Origin of the sequence: Chryseobacterium sp. NRRL B-14798 (assembly GCF_050470705.1) — a bacterium.
GTDB lineage: Bacteria > Bacteroidota > Bacteroidia > Flavobacteriales > Weeksellaceae > Chryseobacterium > Chryseobacterium cupriresistens.
In genome coordinates, this window is sequence record NZ_JBFLUL010000005.1 from 4,754,677 (window position 1) to 4,772,500 (window position 17,824).

General features: G+C 38.6%; 15 protein-coding genes and 1 riboswitch. All 15 genes read right to left on the bottom strand.

Annotation, left to right across the window (positions count from 1 at the left end; all coding sequences use genetic code 11):
• Positions 1-71: 71 nt before the first annotated feature.
• A riboswitch (cobalamin riboswitch) is annotated at positions 72-256 on the bottom strand.
• A 92-nt stretch (positions 257-348) separates the two neighbouring features.
• The 15 genes from AB1278_RS21870 to AB1278_RS21940 all read right to left on the bottom strand — a co-directional run bounded on the left by AB1278_RS21870 (position 349) and on the right by AB1278_RS21940 (position 17,747).
• Positions 349-1,296, bottom strand: coding sequence for a transporter (locus AB1278_RS21870; protein ID WP_429816995.1), 948 nt, complete (start codon positions 1,294-1,296; stop codon positions 349-351).
• Positions 1,297-1,308: 12 nt separating this feature from the next.
• Positions 1,309-2,358, bottom strand: coding sequence for a cytochrome-c peroxidase (locus AB1278_RS21875; RefSeq protein WP_062673498.1), 1,050 nt, complete (start codon positions 2,356-2,358; stop codon positions 1,309-1,311).
• Positions 2,351-3,181 carry an MbnP family protein gene (locus AB1278_RS21880; RefSeq protein ID WP_411414246.1) on the bottom strand — a complete coding sequence of 277 codons (831 nt, stop codon included), beginning with the start codon at positions 3,179-3,181 and terminating at the stop codon, positions 2,351-2,353. Before AB1278_RS21880 ends, AB1278_RS21875 begins: the two co-directional genes overlap by 8 nt.
• A gap of 200 nt (positions 3,182-3,381) precedes the next feature.
• Positions 3,382-3,750: a hypothetical protein gene (locus AB1278_RS21885; protein ID WP_311228651.1), complete on the bottom strand. Its 369-nt coding sequence runs from the start codon at positions 3,748-3,750 to the stop codon at positions 3,382-3,384.
• Positions 3,751-3,754: 4 nt separating this feature from the next.
• On the bottom strand, positions 3,755-4,429 hold the full coding sequence (locus AB1278_RS21890; protein ID WP_429817000.1) for a superoxide dismutase: 675 nt from the start codon (positions 4,427-4,429) through the stop codon (positions 3,755-3,757).
• A 189-nt stretch (positions 4,430-4,618) separates the two neighbouring features.
• Positions 4,619-5,296, bottom strand: coding sequence for an SCO family protein (locus AB1278_RS21895; protein WP_202840913.1), 678 nt, complete (start codon positions 5,294-5,296; stop codon positions 4,619-4,621).
• Positions 5,283-5,558 carry a YHS domain-containing protein gene (locus tag AB1278_RS21900; RefSeq protein ID WP_062673491.1) on the bottom strand — a complete coding sequence of 92 codons (276 nt, stop codon included), beginning with the start codon at positions 5,556-5,558 and terminating at the stop codon, positions 5,283-5,285. Before AB1278_RS21900 ends, AB1278_RS21895 begins: the two co-directional genes overlap by 14 nt.
• A 211-nt stretch (positions 5,559-5,769) precedes the next feature.
• Positions 5,770-6,132, bottom strand: a complete 363-nt coding sequence (locus AB1278_RS21905; RefSeq protein ID WP_062673489.1) for a hypothetical protein — start codon at positions 6,130-6,132, stop codon at positions 5,770-5,772.
• 1,158 nt (positions 6,133-7,290) lie between these two features.
• Entirely contained in the window at positions 7,291-9,273 is a 1,983-nt protein-coding gene (locus tag AB1278_RS21910) for a heavy metal translocating P-type ATPase (RefSeq protein WP_429817005.1), read from the bottom strand.
• Positions 9,274-9,318: 45 nt separating this feature from the next.
• Entirely contained in the window at positions 9,319-9,738 is a 420-nt protein-coding gene (locus AB1278_RS21915) for a Fur family transcriptional regulator (RefSeq protein ID WP_034691375.1), read from the bottom strand.
• Positions 9,739-9,754: 16 nt separating this feature from the next.
• Positions 9,755-10,651, bottom strand: coding sequence for a cation diffusion facilitator family transporter (locus tag AB1278_RS21920; protein ID WP_411414244.1), 897 nt, complete (start codon positions 10,649-10,651; stop codon positions 9,755-9,757).
• Between the two features lie 16 nt (positions 10,652-10,667).
• A complete protein-coding gene (locus AB1278_RS21925; protein ID WP_411414243.1) occupies positions 10,668-11,549 on the bottom strand; it encodes a bestrophin family protein in 882 nt (293 codons plus the stop codon).
• A 133-nt stretch (positions 11,550-11,682) separates the two neighbouring features.
• On the bottom strand, positions 11,683-12,912 hold the full coding sequence (locus tag AB1278_RS21930) for an efflux RND transporter periplasmic adaptor subunit (protein WP_429817010.1): 1,230 nt from the start codon (positions 12,910-12,912) through the stop codon (positions 11,683-11,685).
• A 1-nt stretch (position 12,913) separates the two neighbouring features.
• Positions 12,914-17,275 carry a CusA/CzcA family heavy metal efflux RND transporter gene (locus AB1278_RS21935; RefSeq protein WP_429817013.1) on the bottom strand — a complete coding sequence of 1,454 codons (4,362 nt, stop codon included), beginning with the start codon at positions 17,273-17,275 and terminating at the stop codon, positions 12,914-12,916.
• 148 nt (positions 17,276-17,423) lie between these two features.
• Positions 17,424-17,747, bottom strand: coding sequence for a DUF6660 family protein (locus AB1278_RS21940; RefSeq protein ID WP_202841630.1), 324 nt, complete (start codon positions 17,745-17,747; stop codon positions 17,424-17,426).
• Positions 17,748-17,824 lie beyond the last annotated feature (77 nt).

Genomic DNA, 17,824 nt, shown 5'->3' on the forward strand with positions numbered 1-17,824 from the left:
GAATACAACGACAAAGCACAGCTGTCACTGCACAGAATCATTGATGTCCTAAGCTTTATTCCACGAAAGCGTCAAACGATTATTGTCTGGCAGGTCTTCTGACTTACTCCATTTTTGAAATCCTTCCCATTAAAAAACAGTGGATATATTCTTCAAAAACTTTGGTGTGGAGCTTACAGCAGCGGGTCTGTCCCGGATTTTCACCGGATTCCCTTTTAAGAGCTTTTTACGGCTCACCAAATTCCGGCAAAGATAGATAATTATTCCTAATCCCCAACTAAAATCATGATTTATAAACAATTAAAGCTCCCGAAGGAGCTTTAATATGATTTCAACAAGGGTTTCTTTTTAAATTCCAATATTCAGAAAAATATTGAATCTTGATTGAGCTTCAATATCTCCTCCCGCCAGATGAGTGTACATGGGAAGCATGATTTCACTTCCCAGGCTCAGCTTTTTGTAAGAGGCTTCAAATCCCAGTTTTCCGTACAAAGCACTTCCTGCAGTGTTCGGCAGTGCCTCATCAAACTGTTTGTTCTGAGCGTAGACTTCACCCTGAACTCCAGTTTTTACAGAGAATATAGATTTTTCATTTCCTGCAACCTGATAAAAACCTGTTGCTGCATAGTTCCATTGGTTTCCAAAACGGTAATTTTTCCTGTTCTCTGTTTTAATGGTGTAATCTGTATTGACCAGTACGGCTACTTTATTTTTCTGAAATTTATAATTCAAAGCCGCCTGATAATCCCAGCTTCCGGTTCCCAGCTGAAAGCTTGGGTTGACACCGGATGCTCCTTTTTCATCAAACTTGCCAAGTGGAATTTTCACTCCCAAACCTCCACTCAGATGATGAAAATTATCTTTAGAGCTCATCAGCTGGTAAATCCCCATCAGATTCAGATCTCCTATACCGTTGATTTTAATATCTCCCTGCATCGTTTTCTTTTCATGAAAATGAAATGGAAGGCTCGCATACACACTCAGCTTTTTAGTCAATGGAATTTTCCCCCACAGCTGCAACGTATTGAAATACTGATCCTGGGTAAGATCTTTTACAAATAAGTTCTCTTTGGCTTTGTAATGCTGGGCGAAGTACTTAATTCCGACAAACTGTGGATTCAACAATGACTCAAAGCCGGAAGATCCATTTCCTGCAGCACAGCCGCACGCATCACAATCATCATCAAAATCGAATCTGTTAAGCGTTTCGGGAGCAACATAAGCACTGTCTCTGATGGTTTTTGCCTGATACTGATTCAACAGGATCAAACTTACTATCAATATAATCTTCTTCATGTTTTTTATAAATTATTCTGCAAATTTTGGATTGGATATAAAACTTTTATCCGATAATGTTTTCAGGAACGCAATGATGGATTGTTTTTCCTGGCTGTTCATAGCAATTCCTATGTGACCATTCTGTTTAAGCTGTGGATCAAGATTAACATTATCTTCCACCTGATCCGAATAGAAATTAAGTACCGCATCTAATGTATAAAACCTTCCGTCATGCATATAAGGTGCGGTATATTCTACATTTCTCAGACTCGGAACACGGAATTTCATCCAATCTACCTGATTCAGGCTCACTCTGTATCTACCTGCATCCTTGAATTCTGTATTGTAATACATTCCGGTATTTCTGAAACTCTCATCCGTAAACAGCTCTCCGCTATGACAGGAAGCACATTTCTGATTGAATAATGTCATTCCCTGGGATTCTATTGAAGTCAACTGTTCTTTTCCCTGTCTGAACCGGTCATATTTTGAATCTGCAGAAATTAAAGAAGCCATAAACTGTGATAATGCTTTTAAAATTCTTTCGCCGGTAATGGTTTCGTCTCCATAAGCTTCTCTGAACAGTTTTTTATACTTCTGATCATCTTTTATTTTTGAAATGGCTTCCGGTATGGAACTGTCCATTTCATTCACATCAGTAATCGGGCTGATGGGCTGCTCATTCAGATTGTGAATCACTCCGTCCCACATATATCTTTTCAAAAAAGCCATATTCTGGATGGGCGGTGCATTCCTGATTCCGATTCTGTCGTCTACCCCATGGCTCACCGTATGACCATGATGAGTAAAAGCATTTTCCTGAATATGGCAAAAACCGCATGAAATGGTATTATTTCTTGAAAGCCTGCCTTCATAGAATAATTTTCGTCCCAGCTCCACTCCATTTTTGGTCACCGGATTAATGGATGTATCAAAAGTCATTTCCGGAAAATAAGAAGGAAACTCCAGATTGTAGGCTTCATCTTTTTCCAATGGCTGAATCACCTCATCAGAACATGAAATGCAACTCAATACAAATACAAGCAGAACCAGTATCGTTTTAACAAAAAAATTAATCATTGTGAACATGGTCTACTTTAAACATTTTTGTAAGATTGTTGGTAACGTCTACCAGGTGCTGGTTGGACCCCATCAGCATATCATTGGATGTGGTAAGAGTCAGTGCCTTATCTCCGCTCAGAAATTGGTTCAGGTCTGCAAGAATATGAACAGAAGGACGGATTTGTCCTGTTACTCTGGCCGTTGTTGGAAGATTCAATGTAATTTCGCGATAAAGATCCGGTGTATTGTTGGCTGCAGTATTTCCCATATTTCCTGTGTGATTCATGAATTCTTTAGAAGGAGAATCTGTACCATATTTTCCTTCCAGTTTTACAAATACATAACCGGCAGCCCATGACCAGGACATTCCCTTCTGCTTGGCTTTTGTCCAGAATTCAGCCTGTCCGTCCTGTCCCAGTAGATATGCTTTCTGGCTGACACCCAATCCGAATCTTATTTTTTTATAATTGTTTTTCGGAACGCCATCCAGATTAAGATAAACAATTCCGGCTACAGCATCTGCCTGATCTACGATAAAAGCACCTTTGTCAGGATTATTTTCGTTGTATTTAAATTCGTTTCCGTTTTCATCTATCAATGCGATATTACTGATGACGTATTTCAAAGCAGAAAAGTTATGTTTCTGTCCGTTAGCAGAAGTCTGAACCGTCTGATTTAGAACGATATCTCCCACATTGTTAAATCCGTTTTCAAATTTGATCTGAAGTTTTCCAGGCGTAGTATCCTGTGGGTTGTCATCATCCCTGCTGCTTCCGCAGGCTGTAAAAGAGAATACAGTAAAGGCAATAAAGAATAGTGATAAAAATTGAGAAATTTTCATTGTTGATTTTTTAAGTTGAATTAATTTGAATGGCTGTAACAGCATCGTTTTTTTACCACAAAAGGCACAAAAGTTCTTACACTTAAGTTTATTAAGTGATACGTATTATGTTCAGAAGAGCACTTAAACTTTTTAAAAATCTTTGATTTTTAATTGAGTAAGCTTTTGTGACTTTTTTGGTTGAATAGTGATAGTTTAACTTAAAAAACCGGTGGTTTGAAAATATGGGTAAGAAACAGAAAAGAATAGGCTGTTTCGTAAGTGAAATTGAAACTGAAAAACTGACGTCTTTCAGTAGTGTTGATCGTTGTAGTTTCAGGAAGAATATAGGTATCAAGAATTTTCTGTCCTGAGTTTTTTATTTTTTGAAAAGGTGAAGATTCTGAATCATTGGCTTTGGCGAGCTCTTTACTCAGGTAACATTTTCCGTTACAGTGAACCTCCGGCCTGGTTTTATTGATACAGAGAACTTTAACGATATAATCATAATTTACAGCATACTCTACCACGGGCACTAAAGGTCTTAGCACCATATAGAAGGTAAAAAGTATGCTGTACAATATTTTCATCAGATTATTTCTTGCTTACCGCTTCATCATATCTTCTGCTGATTTCTTTCCAGTTCGTAACATTCCAGATAGCGGTAAGATAATCTGCTCTTTTATTCTGATATTTTAAATAATAAGCATGCTCCCATACATCAATGCCGAAGATCGGAGTTCCTTTTTCTTCTACAACATCCATCAAAGGATTGTCCTGATTAGGAGTAGAGGAAACAAACAGTTTTCCATCTTTCCCTACAGAAAGCCAGGCCCATCCTGAACCAAAACGGTCTGCACCTGCCTTAGACATTTTTTCCTTAAAAGCATCCATACTTCCGAAAGTTTCAGTGATAGCTTTTGCTAATTTTGCTGAAGGCTGGGTATTTTTCTGAGGAGTAAGAACCGTCCAGAACAATTCGTGGTTGTAATGTCCTCCTGCATTATTTCTTACTGCAGCAGGCAATTTTGAAACATTGGAAAGAATCTGAAACAAAGTTTCTTTTTCCTGTGGAGTTCCAGCAATGGCTTTATTCAAGTTAGCAGCATATGCTGCACCGTGTTTTGAATAATGAATTTCCATCGTTTGGGCATCAATATTTCCTTCCAAAGCATTATAAGCATAAGGAAGAGGCGTCTGCGAAAACTGAGCCATTGTAAATTGGGCTGCGAAAACTGCAGTTATAGCAGCTATTTTCAAAATCTTCATAATTTTTTTGTTTATGGTTGAACAATGTTTTCTTTTTAAGTGGGAGGTCGGTGATCGATGCTGGAAGTAATTGATGTTATAGCCTAACTTTTTCAACTTCTATTTCCTTTTACAGCCATCTCAAAAAACTGCTAGAGCTTCATAGTCTGGAATAACTTCCAGTTTCAGACATCCGGCTTCCCCCCTTCCCTATTTCAATAATTTTTTAATATCCTCAATAAGAATTTCTCTATCTGGGTGATATTTTCCTGTCAGCATAGGTGTTTTACCTTCCGGATCTCCATAATTCAGTCCTGAATAATAGAGAATAGGCATATTTTCCTTGTTGTATCTGCAACGGATATTCCCCTCCTGATCTACCAGCGCAATCATTCCGCTGTGGTTCAGGCTTTCTCCTTCATCTTCTTTATCACCTACGTAGATATTAAACTGATCCGCAAGTTTTCCAATATAGGTACGGTCTCCGGTCAGGAAGTGCCAGTTCGGAGATTTTGCACCAATTCTTTGGGCATGTTCTTTCAATGCTGCTGGTGTATCGTTTTCCGGATCAATACTGATGGAGATAATGCCAAAGTTGGGATCATTAATCTGGTTCTGAATCGCTTTCATATTGGTATTCATCACCGGGCATATGGTAGGACATTTGCTGAAGAAAAATTCTACGAGATATACTTTTCCCAGCATATCTTTATTGGTAACTTTTTTACTGTTCTGATCTGTAAGTTCAAAGTCCGGAACTTTCATCACAGTATAAAGGTTCTTTTTAAAATACCCCATTCCCACACCTATTCCCAGGAAAAGCAATGCAAATACCGCAATGGGTATGATCACTTTACTTTTATTTGCGGTCTTTTTATTTTTGGGCATATCTTTCAGGACTTTTTTTGAATTCACCTTTGCAGGAGACACTGCAAAAACCGTACGTTTTATTTTTATACACAGCAGTATCTTTTATAGATCCGGCAGTTTTCATGTGGCAGACAGGATCTTCTTCGTTCACTACCTGTACATTTTCTATTTTCTTCCCCGAGGAGTCCATGTGGCTTGCATGCTTTACCTGAGGAGTTTCCTTGGCACACGACAGTAATGATACTGATAGCAAGGCAGTCAAAATTATAGGAGATTTCATTTTAATGTTAAATTGAAATTAATAATGTTAAATAAAGTTATGATACCATATACAAGTCTGAAAAAAGCACAACAATTCTCAAGAAGAACTGATGTATTTCTTATTGCTTACAATGGTTCATTTGAATTATCGAATGCATCTTTAATGGTTTACTAATGAAAGCTTTATAAAGTTCCATCTTACAAACTAAAAATATAGTTTATAATAAAAATTAAACCAACGGAGGATGGAAAATCCTTGAAAAATATTCTGAAGAATGAGAATTAAAATAACTTGAATCGGGAATTTCAGAAAGTGATTCCGAATTCAAATGAGCGGAGAAGGAAAGGATATCGTGAGAAATAAAAACATCTAATCCAGCAATCTTTATGGTTTGGGAGCTGTTGGACTGTTTTTCTGTTTTAGCCAGCTCTTTTTCCACGTAGCATTTTCCTTTACAGGTTGACTGTGGTACATTTCTCTTCTCACAAAGGTTTTTCACAATATAATCATAATTCACGGCATAATTTACCAATGGCAAAACAGGACGTAATGCAACGGTAAAAATGATGAATATGGAAATGAATAACCTCACCGATTTTGTTCTCTGTTACAAATATACTACTTCAAAACTGTTTTATAACAGATTTATGATGAATGTCATTATGCTTATCTACTGTTACCTATAAAAATCACAAAACTGTGCCTGTCACCGGAATAATTTTATCCCGAACTTTGAGTAAGACTTTAGACCTAAATAAAAATTTAGTTCTTTATATACAATTTAATCTTGTTGATAAAAGCTTTGCTGATGTTTTTGGCAGAGCTTTTTTATATTCTTTGTTTTGTTGGAAATCGCAAAGTCTCAAGTTCTTTTTAAAATGCTTACTGTTTTAAGACGCAAGGATTTTATCTGCGATAATTTAATAAGACTAATAATGATTCTGAATGAGACTAATCATTAAAACATCATCTTGCTGAAAATCTTTGATTTTCTTGCGTCCTTAAAAACACCACAATTTTAATCTTCTTTGCGCCTTTGCGCTCATCCAACAAAAAAAATCTATTATCTTTTCTAAATTAAGTTTTGGTATGGTGTGATGTTGGAAACGCAAAGGCGCAAGTTTTTAATGTTTACTGTTTTTTAAGGCGCAAGGATTTTATCTGCGATAAAATTTAATAAAGCTGATAATGATTCTGAATGAGACTAATTATTAAGACATCATCTTGCTGAAAATCTTTGATTTTCTTGCGTCCTTAAAAACACCACAATTTTAATCTTCTTTGCGCCTTTGCGCTCATCCAACAAAAAAAATCTATTATCTTTTCTAAATTAAGTTTTGGTATGGTGTGATGTTGGAAACGCAAAGGCGCAAGTTTTTAATGTTTACTGTTTTTTAAGGCGCAAGGATTTTATCTCCGATAAAATTTAATAAAGCTGATAATGATTCTGAATGAGACTAATCATTAAGACATCATCTTGCTGAAAATCTTTGATTTTCTTGCGTCCTTAAAAACACCACAATTTTAATCTTCTTTGCGCCTTTGCGCTCATCCAACAAAAAATATTATCTTTTCTAAATTAAGTTTTGGTATGGTGTGATGTTGGAAACGCAAAGACGCAAGTTTTTAATGTTTACTGTTTTTTAAGGCGCAAGGATTTTATCTCCGATAAAATTTAAAAACAAAAGCCCTACTGAGATTCAGCAGAGCTTTTATTGAATATAATTGAGTTGTGTTTATTATTTGCTTGTTAAAATTTCATTCTTTGGATTCTCACCGCATTTAAAATAGCCAGCAATGCTACTCCTACATCGGCAAACACAGCTTCCCACATGGTTGCCAATCCACCGGCTCCCAGGATGAGAACAACAGCTTTTACAGCAAAGGCAAGGACAATATTCTGCCAAACGATCTTTTTAGTTTGTTTTCCGATATTGATGGCCATTGGGATCTTACTTGGTTTATCATCCTGAATTACTACATCTGCAGTTTCAATGGTGGCATCACTTCCCAAGCCTCCCATTGCAATTCCAACATCGCTTAAAGCCACTACAGGCGCATCATTCACTCCGTCTCCTACGAAAGCTACCGTCTGGTTTCTGGCTTTGATTTCTTTAACCTTGTTTACTTTGTCTTCAGGCAACAGATCCCCGAATGCATTGTCGATACCCAGTTGATCTGCTACATATTTCACAACGGTACTTTTATCACCGCTCAGCATTGTTGCCTTCACATTCATTTTATGCAGCTTGTCTACGGTTTCCATAGCATCTTCTTTGATGCTGTCTGCAATAGTGATATAGCCTGCAAACTTTTTATCATAAGCCACCGCAATTACCGTATATACAATATTGGAGTGGTTAAGATCATAAGGGATGTTGAACTTATCCATCAGCTTAAAGTTCCCAACCAGAAGTTCTTTTCCGTTAATAGTCGCTTTCAATCCGTGACCAGCTATCTCTTCTACATTTTCCAAAGGAATGCTGTGATTGATTTCTCCAACATAATTGTGTATTGCAGTTGCCACCGGATGGGTACTTTTACTTTCGAGAACATTAACCAGTTGAAGGATTTCTTCTTTGTTAAATTCAGGGCTTATGCTTACTTCCTGAACTTTGAATACGCCTTCTGTCATGGTCCCGGTTTTGTCCATTACTACATTCTGAATCTCTGCAATACTGTCCAGGAAATTACTTCCTTTGAATAAGATTCCGTTTCGGCTAGCAGCACCAATTCCTCCGAAATATCCTAATGGAATGGAAATAACAAGGGCGCAAGGACAGGAAATAACAAGGAATATCAATGCTCTGTACAGCCAGTCTCTGAACTGATAATCGCTCACGAAGAAATAGGGCAGTAAACAGATTCCAATGGCAAGAAATACCACGATGGGCGTGTATACTTTCGCAAATTTTCTGATGAACAATTCTGTCGGTGCTTTTTGGGCTGTGGCATTCTGAACTAATTCCAGGATTTTGCTCAGTTTACTGTCTTCATAAGCTGTATTTACTTTTACCAGAGCAATACTGTTCATATTGATCATTCCGGCAAGGACTATTTCTCCTTTATTTTTGGTATCGGGTTTACTTTCTCCCGTTAAAGCTGCTGTGTTGAATGAAGCCGAATCTGAAAGCAATTCCCCATCCAGCGCCAGTTTTTCACCGGGTTTCAGCTGTATGACGTCTCCAATTTTAGCTTCTTTGGCCTTCATAGTCTTGGGCTGATTATTTTCCATAACCGTTACCTCGTCAGGACGCTGATCCAATAATGCTTTTATATTTCCTTTGGCTCTGGTAACCGCCATAGACTGGAATACTTCTCCTACCGCATAAAACAGCATTACCGCTACTCCTTCAGGATATTCTCCTATGGCAAAAGCACCAATGGTTGCAATGCCCATCAGAAAGAATTCTGAGAACACATCTCCTTTGATGATGCTTTTATACGCATCTTTCAATACCGGAAATCCTACAGGAATATATGCAGCCAGGAACCATACCAACCGTACCCAGCCTGTAAACCATGCAGGTTTTATATAGTTATCAAAGGCAATTCCCAATAATAAGATGATAAAGGATATAATGGCCGGCAGAAACATCTGAAAGACCGTCTGATCTCCGGAGTCATGAGAGTGATCATGTCCGTCATGGTCATGTCCGTCTCCTTCTGCGTGATGATGTTGGTGTCCTTTTGTATCTGTTTTTTCCGGGGTTGTACTACAGCATTTTTCCATAACTGAATATTTTTATACAAATGTAAAGATGAGACTGATGCAATGCTATTGCAAACTTTCAAGACAGTTTTCGCAGATTCCTTTGGCAAAGAGTCTTATTTCGTCAATCCTGAAATTGGTCTGGATATTTTCAGGGAAAGAAATATCTTCTTTGCAGGTAGTCTGCTTGCATATTTTACAATAGAAATGCAGATGCCAGTCTTTATGTGTTTTTTCATCACAATCATCTTCGCACAGTTTGTATTTTGTGGTTGTATTTTCCTGAATGCTGTGAACAATTCCTTTTTCTTCAAAGGTTTTCAAGGTTCTGTAGATGGTGATTCTGTCAGCATTTTCAAAATGATTTTCTATTTCAGAAAGGGATAAAGCCGCTTCCTGAGAGCTTAAAAAATCATATACCAAAATCCTCATACTGGTGGGTTTAGTATTTTTATCAATGAGTTTGTGTTCTATATCTTTTTTCATTGTACGCATTTAATGGTTACAGATGGGCTTCAGTTTCTTCATAGTCTTCTTCTTCGATCTGAAAAGTGGTATGACTGATTTTAAAATTAGCCATCGTTGTATCTGTCAATGTTTTTAATAATTGATTCCGGGAATACCCGTTTTCTTTTACAACGTGTACGCTCATCGCATTGACACTGGATGTTAGCGACCAGACATGCAGATCATGGATACCTTTCACTCCCGGAGTGCTCTCCAATGATTGGCGAAGTGCATGAATATCCACATCTTTAGGGGTTCCTTCCAGCAAAACATTAATGGCTTCTTTCAACAGTCTCCATGTTCTTGGGAAGATCAGCAGTCCGATTGCTGCTGATATCAACGGGTCGGCGTAGTACCAGCCTGTGGTCAGCATAATTACTCCGGCTATCATTACTCCTACTGAAGTAAGCATATCTGAAAGAACTTCAAAGTACGCACCTTTCATATTGAGACTGCCTTCTGAATCTTTTCTTAAAATCATCATTCCGATAATATTAACGATCAATCCGATTCCGGATACAATCAGCATGGATTTACTTTGAACTTCCGGCGGGTTCTGAAAACGCTGATAGGCTTCAAACAAAACATAGATTGAAATTCCTAGTAAAACCACAGCATTCACTACTGCTGCCAGTATTTCTGTTCTATAATAACCGTATGTTCTGGATGGATCTGCTTTTCTTTCTCCTATTTTAATGGCAATAAATGCCAGCAATAATCCTACCACGTCGGTCAGCATATGGGCTGCATCCGCTAATAGTGCAAGACTATTGGTAATGATTCCTCCTATTACCTCAGCGATAAGATAGGTTCCGCTAAGGCAGAGAACAATCAGGAGGTTCTTTTTATGTCTGCTTCCTGCAGAAACGGTTTGTGTTGGTGTACTTTCCATATTGTGTATGGTTTAATTACATTTCATAATAAGATGTATTTTCTTTTTTTGGGGGAACATTCTGCTCACCAATCATCTGTCTGATATTGATTTCTATAGTCTGTGCCAGAGAGGTCATTGGAGTATCAACAGGACCATTTTCAAACGGATCCTGCATAATGATGGATGTTTTTTCAATAGCAATGAATGTCACCGGAACCAGGAAAGTGATTGCAATTTCTACCAACAGCTGTGAATCATCAAGCCCAAACGGAAGAATGGCTGCAAAAACATAGATCAGAATATGAACCAAAACACTGTAAGACCGTGGAAAAACGGTATTCTTCAGTCTTTCGCATTTTCCCATACTGTCGCAGAGTCTTGTGATGATATCATTCAGCTGCATTTGCTGGAAATCCGTCAATCCTTTGGATGCTGCCATTTCTTTCAGCTGTCTTGAATGTTCATCCAGAATAGCATTGGGAATATTGACAGCGTTGATCTGATGTTTATCCAGATACTGCTGAACTTTTTCAGAAAACGGAAGCTTTCTCAGAGATTCTCCAAGGGCATAGGTCCAGATGATCTGTCTTTCGGCAAAACCTTTTATTGCTTTATCATCTCCGGCAGGCATAAACTGAATGATCAGTCTCACAAAAGTCCGGGAATCATTTACGATAGCACCCCATACTGTTCTGGCCTCCCACCATCTTTCATAAGATTGGGAAGTCCGGAATGCCAGCAACAATGACACCGCAGTTCCCAGCAATGCAGGGATATTTAAGGGCAGTGATATTTTGCGAAACCATGGCAATTCGTCCAGAAGACCAATGGCAATAGCAAATATTCCGATGAACAGAATTTGGGTTTTTATTTCACGGATGAAATACCAGACTGATATTTTTTTGTTTAGTAACATAATCAGGTCATTTATTAAAAATTCGGTGAGATACTCTTTACTTTTTTTCTGCCGTTTCTATTCAATAAAAATTCCGTAAACAGCTCTAATTTAAGGATTAAAATCGACATTTTACTGGTTCCGGCTGCTTTCATTAATGTTCGTGTTCTCCGGAATTCACCAGTTTTGCATTCACGAAAAAGGCTCCTTTCACTACTATTTTTGCATTGTCAGGAATATTTCCAACCGGAGTTATCGCTGTATAGCCCATATCCGACGTTCCTTTCACCACTTCTATTTTCTCAAAGTTTAAGGTTTTCGGATGAGGTTTCCCTTTTTCTTCATGTTCTTCTTCCACCTTTTTATCAGTCTGAATAAACACGTAATATTTCCCGTCTGCTTCTACAATGGCTTCTGTAGATAATGCCGGGGTTGTGCTTTTATCAAGACTTACAATTCCGGTGATATTCATTCCGTCAATCAGACCAGATTTGTTTCCGATCACTTCACAATGCATAGAGATGGTTTTACTTTCGTTTTCAAAAGAAGATCCTATGCTGTAAATTCTTGCATCGTATTCAGTTTCCGGATTGTTCGTCAGTTTAAAATGAACAATCTGCCCTACTCTCATTTTAGGAAGATCTTTTTCAAAAACCTGAAGGTCGAGATGGATAGAACCGTTATCAATCACTGTAGCAACGGGAGAAGAGATATCTACATAACTTCCGATCTGTGCTGTAATACTGCTGATTGTTCCGCTGATGGGTGCTGTAATCACCAAACCGGATTTCATGTTTCCATTGCTGACTTTTCCAGGGCTTATTCCCATCATCTGAAGCTGTTTCAAAAGAGATGCTCTTTTTGTTCTTAAGGTTTTAAGTTCCGCATCGGCACTCTGAAGATTTTTCTTCGCCCCAGCATCATTATCAAAAAGCTCTCTCTGTCTTCTGTATTCCTGTTCTGCATAGGTAATTCGGCTATTGGTCGTCAGATAATCTTCCTGAAGCTGGATATATTCCGGATTGGCAATGGTGGCAATAACCTGACCTTTTTTCACGATACTTCCTACCTGAATATTGATGGTTTTGATGATTCCTCCATACAGAGAAGTGATGGTTGCTTTATTACTATTGGGAACACTCAGTAAACCGTTAGCTTTTATCGTGGATGTAAGCTCTTTCATTTCTATAGTTCCCAAAGCAACTCCTACAGATTTCATCTGATCTTCTGTCAGAGAAGCTATGGTTTGAGGCTCCTCGCCATGGCTTTTTTCCGATTGTTCGGTTTTAGCATCTGCCTTTTCCGTTGCCTTTTCCTGTTTTCCGCAGCTTATGATGGAAAAAGCCGTGACTGTAAGATATATGATATTGTGTTTTAGTTTCATGTTATTTATTGATGATTGAATTAATAGTAACGACAGATTGGTTCACCTGCTGGATAGATTCCAGGTATTTTAATTGAATATTTGTGGCAGTCTGCAGGGCAAAAAGATATTCTACATAGGAAATTTCCCCTGTTTTATATCCTAATTGTGCTGCTTTCACGATTTTCTCAGCATTAGGCAATGCCTGGCTTGTATAGTAATCATACTGCTGTAAATCCTGCTGATACTGGCTGAAGGCATTTTCCAACTGAGCAGAAAGCTGTTTCTGCTGCATTTTAGCATTGGTTTCAGCGACCTGTTTTTCATATTCCAGCGCCTGAATTCTTGCTTTCGTCGCTCCAAATGTTAACGGTATTGCTACTCCTACTGTTGCCGACTGAAAGCGTTTTCCTGAATTATAAAAATTCTCCTGTCCGTTAATGGTATGCAGACCTATCAAAGACTGATTGATGTATCCCAAACTGAAATCTGGCAGCCCAAGTGATTTTTCAACTTTTTTATTTTTTTCGGCGATTTCCATTTCCTGATAAAAAGCTTTTACCGTAGGATTGTTGGCAACTACCGCACTATCGAGTATATTGTCTGCTTTCAAAGGAATATAGTCCTTATTAAACGGAACTTCAATATCTTCTGAAGTGTTCATAAGGGTTTTTAAATTCTTATAGGCATTGTTCAGAAAGACTTCATTTTGTCTGAGCAGCAGATCAATTTCCCCCTTCTGGGTTTCGGCAGTACTGATCTCAATTTTCTTGATATCCCCTGCTTTGAATCTTACGGTTGCAATTCTGATAAATTCCTCATAATACTGATCCAGACTGGTCAGCTGGGCCTTGTTATACTGAAGGTATTCAATCTGGTAATAGTAGGTACGCACCTGTTTTATCAACTCATTGGCTGTAATCTCCTTATCAATCTGCTTGCTTTTAATATTCTCATTGATTAAATCTTTTCTTGCTTTAAAAAGTGTTGGAAAAGGAATACTCTGTGAGATCGCAAACGATTGGTCAAACTTTGGGCTGTTGTATTGTCCAAGCTGTGCTTCAAAGCTCAATTTCGGAAGTTCTTTTGCTGTTGGTCTTAATGCTTCAGCAGATTTAATACTTAAGTCTTTTGACTGCAGGGTTAAGTTATTATTCACAGCCTGCTCTACCGCCTGTTCCACAGAAACAGGTCTGGACTGTGCGTTAAAAGTCTGTCCCACCATTATGAATCCTACTGCCAAAACGGCAGTAATCATTCCCGTATTATTATTCTTTCTTTTCAAAATCTTTGTGTTAAAAATAATGTACAGCATCGGTAAAACGAATAATGTAAGGAATGTTGCCGTTACCAGACCCCCAATTACTACTGTCGCCAAAGGTTTCTGTACTTCAGCTCCGGCTCCGGTGGAAATAGCCATTGGCAAAAATCCTAGTGAAGCTACGGTAGCCGTCATCAGTACCGGTCTCAATCTGGTTTTCGTTCCTTCAAAGACTCTTTTCAGAATATCCGTTTCGCCTTCTTTTTCTAATTGATTGAATGTTCCTATCAAAACAATTCCGTTCAATACTGCTACTCCAAAAAGAGCAATAAATCCAATTCCGGCACTGATACTGAAAGGCATGTCTCTTACTAAAAGCGCAAAGACACCCCCAATAGCACTCATAGGAATGGCTGTGAAAATCAATGCAGCCTGCTTGAATGAACGGAAAGTAAAATACAGAAGCATAAAAATCAGAAGCAATGATACAGGAACAGCGATCATCAGACGTTGGCTTGCTTCCTGCAGGTTTTCAAACTGACCTCCGTAAGTAAAGTAGTATCCGGAAGGCAGTTTCACTTTCTCCAGTTTTGCCTGAATATCTTTCACCACACTTTCCACATCACGGTCTTTTACATTGAACCCAATCACAATTCTCCGTTTTCCCTGTTCACGGCTGATCTGCGCAGGCCCCAGTTTATAACTTATATTAGCCACCTGTGACAATGGAATCTGCGCACCGCTGGCGGATGTTATCATCAGATTATTCACATCTGAAATATCGGTTCTGTGAAGACTGTCGAGACGAACTACCAGGTCAAAGCGTCTCTCATTTTCAAAGACCTGACCGGCAGCTTTTCCGGCAAAGGCCGTGCTTACTGCATTATTGACATCTTCGATATTCAAACCGTAATTGGCAATTCTTGTTCTGTCATACTGTACATTGATCTGCGGAAGACCGCTCACTCTTTCAATCTGAGGAGCTGTAGCCCCATCAACAGTCTGAATGACTTTCCCAACTTTATCTGCATATATGGCAAGAGAATCAAGGTTTTCCCCGAAGATCTTTACGGCAACATCCTGTCTGATCCCGGTCATCAGCTCATTGAAACGCATCTGGATAGGTTGATTTTTCTCAAAGAATACTCCGGGAATCGTTTCCAGTTTTTCACTGATCTCATCGGCCAGTTCATTATAAGATTTTTTGGTTTTCCATTCGCTTTGTGGCTTTAATACCACGATCATATCAGTTGCTTCAGGTGGCATCGGGTCTGTAGGAACCTCAGCAGAACCGGTTTTTCCGACTACCATTTTCACTTCATCAAACTGTTTGATAATCCTTGATGCCTGCATGGAGGTTTCTATACTCTGGCTCAAAGAACTTCCCTGCGGTAAAATACAGTGGAATGCAAAGTCTCCCTCCTGCAGCTGCGGGATAAATTCCCCACCCATATTTTTAAAGATAAAAGCAGAGATAAGGAACACTACAGCTGTTGCAGAAACAATGATATACTTTACTTTGATTGCTTTTTGTAATAATGGCTGATAGATCTTTTGAAGGCGGTTCATCATTTTATCAGAGAAGGTTTCTTTATGGGATATTTTCTTAGATAAAAACAAAGCACTCATCATGGGGATATAGGTCAGGGATAGAATCAATGCTCCCAGAATGGCAAATCCTACTGTTTTGGCCATTGGGGTAAACATTTTTCCTTCTACACCTGCCAGGGTAAGAATCGGAATGTATACGATAAGAATGATGATTTCTCCGAAGGCCGCACTGCTTCTGATCTTTGAGGCAGAAAGGAATACTTCTTCATCCATTTCAGACTGTGTCAAAGCACGGGTAGATTTCCTTACGCCTAAATGATGCAGGGTTGCTTCTACAATAATCACGGCACCATCTACAATCAACCCGAAGTCTATGGCTCCAAGGCTCATCAGATTGGCGCTTACCCCGAAAACATTCATCATTCCTAAAGCAAATAACAAAGAAAGCGGAATGGCCGAAGCCACGATAAGCCCGGCTCTCAGGTTTCCAAGAAAAATGACAAGAACGAAAATAACGATCAGTGCTCCTTCGATGAGGTTTTTCTGTACGGTATTGATGGCTCTGTCTACAAGGTCTGTTCTGTCCAGAAATGGTTCTATAATAACATCATCAGGAAGAGATTTCTGAATGGTCGGAATTTTTGCTTTGATGTTGCTGACCACTTCATTACTATTCGCCCCTTTCAGCATCATGACTACTCCACCCACAGCATCTACCTTTCCATCATAAGTCAAGGCTCCGTAGCGAACGGCACTTCCTAAACGAGCATCAGCAACATCTTTTATAAAAATCGGAACGCTTCCTGTTTCATTTTTAACCGCAATGTTTTTAATGTCTTCCAAAGAGGTAACCAGACCAATTCCACGGATGAAATAGGCGTTGGGTTTTTTATCAATATAAGCTCCTCCTGTATTCTGATTGTTTTTTTCAAGCGCTGTAAATATTTCAGTGATACTTGTTCCCATTGCTTTTAACCGATTGGGATCAATAGCCACTTCATATTGTTTTAATTCCCCTCCGAAACTGTTGATCTCCGCCACTCCCGGTGTTCCGTTCAGCTGTCTGCGAACGATCCAGTCCTGCATGGTACGGAGCTCTTTAGCATTGTATTTCTTTTCGCTTCCTTTTTTAGGGTGAAGAATATACTGGTATACTTCTCCAAGTCCTGTACTTACAGGAGCCAGCTCGGGAGTTCCTACTCCTTTTGGAATTTCTTCGACTGCGTTTTTCAGCTGTTCATTGATAAGCTGTCTCGCAAAGTAAACATCTACATTTTCTTTGAACACTACTGTAATCACAGAAAGTCCAAATCTTGAAATGCTTCTTGTCTCCTGAATATCGGGAACATTGGCAATACTCTGTTCAATGGGAAAGGTAACCAACTGTTCTACTTCTTGTCCCGCCAGCGTAGGACATACGGTAATGATCTGTACCTGGTTATTGGTGATATCCGGTACAGCATCTATCGGTAATCTGGTGGCACTCCATGTTCCCCAGATGATCAGCACCAGGGTCATCAATCCAATGATCACCTTGTTTTTGATACTGAATTTTATGATTTTATCTAACACGATTTGTATTTAATTTTTATTGAAAAGTGAATGCACACAGTATAAAATACTGCAGCAAAAATATCCTGAAAACCTCTGCAATGGTATTGCAAAGTTTTAAGCACGAATAAGTATTAGAAAGCATAACTTTCTAAAAAATCAATAAAAATTAAATTTTAGGAGGCTGCCAGATAGGATCGTAAACCTGGTAAGCAAAGTCGTTTTTGTGGAATAAAATCTTCTTTGAAAAATAAGCAGGAATCTGCTCGGGAATTTCCAATAAAGGATCCATTTTAAATGCTGAAACTGTTATCTGGCAACAGCTGCAGGCACACAGCGGAGAACAGATGTCTCCTTTTTCTTTTGAATGATTTTCCTTAACACTCAGGGAAACTATTTTGTTCCCGGAATTCTGTGGATGAGACACATCAGCACATGGCATCAATGATAGCGCCATGAAATAAATTGCCAGTATCCATCTTAAGAGGTTCATGGTACAAAGGTAGAGATTTTTTGTAAAATGAATTATTTATTGAGCATTTACCCAATATTCTTTACGGAAAAACTTAT

Bases quoted from the DNA above. Each gene is read 5' to 3' on its own strand.
- AB1278_RS21870 (WP_429816995.1), bottom strand. From the start codon at position 1,296: ATGAAGAAGATTATATTGATAGTAAGTTTGATCCTGTTGAATCAGTAT.
- AB1278_RS21875 (WP_062673498.1), bottom strand. From the start codon at position 2,358: ATGATTAATTTTTTTGTTAAAACGATACTGGTTCTGCTTGTATTTGTA.
- AB1278_RS21880 (WP_411414246.1), bottom strand. From the start codon at position 3,181: ATGAAAATTTCTCAATTTTTATCACTATTCTTTATTGCCTTTACTGTA.
- AB1278_RS21885 (WP_311228651.1), bottom strand. From the start codon at position 3,750: ATGAAAATATTGTACAGCATACTTTTTACCTTCTATATGGTGCTAAGA.
- AB1278_RS21890 (WP_429817000.1), bottom strand. From the start codon at position 4,429: ATGAAGATTTTGAAAATAGCTGCTATAACTGCAGTTTTCGCAGCCCAA.
- AB1278_RS21895 (WP_202840913.1), bottom strand. From the start codon at position 5,296: ATGCCCAAAAATAAAAAGACCGCAAATAAAAGTAAAGTGATCATACCC.
- AB1278_RS21900 (WP_062673491.1), bottom strand. From the start codon at position 5,558: ATGAAATCTCCTATAATTTTGACTGCCTTGCTATCAGTATCATTACTG.
- AB1278_RS21910 (WP_429817005.1), bottom strand. From the start codon at position 9,273: ATGGAAAAATGCTGTAGTACAACCCCGGAAAAAACAGATACAAAAGGA.
- AB1278_RS21915 (WP_034691375.1), bottom strand. From the start codon at position 9,738: ATGAAAAAAGATATAGAACACAAACTCATTGATAAAAATACTAAACCC.
- AB1278_RS21920 (WP_411414244.1), bottom strand. From the start codon at position 10,651: ATGGAAAGTACACCAACACAAACCGTTTCTGCAGGAAGCAGACATAAA.
- AB1278_RS21925 (WP_411414243.1), bottom strand. From the start codon at position 11,549: ATGTTACTAAACAAAAAAATATCAGTCTGGTATTTCATCCGTGAAATA.
- AB1278_RS21930 (WP_429817010.1), bottom strand. From the start codon at position 12,912: ATGAAACTAAAACACAATATCATATATCTTACAGTCACGGCTTTTTCC.
- AB1278_RS21940 (WP_202841630.1), bottom strand. From the start codon at position 17,747: ATGAACCTCTTAAGATGGATACTGGCAATTTATTTCATGGCGCTATCA.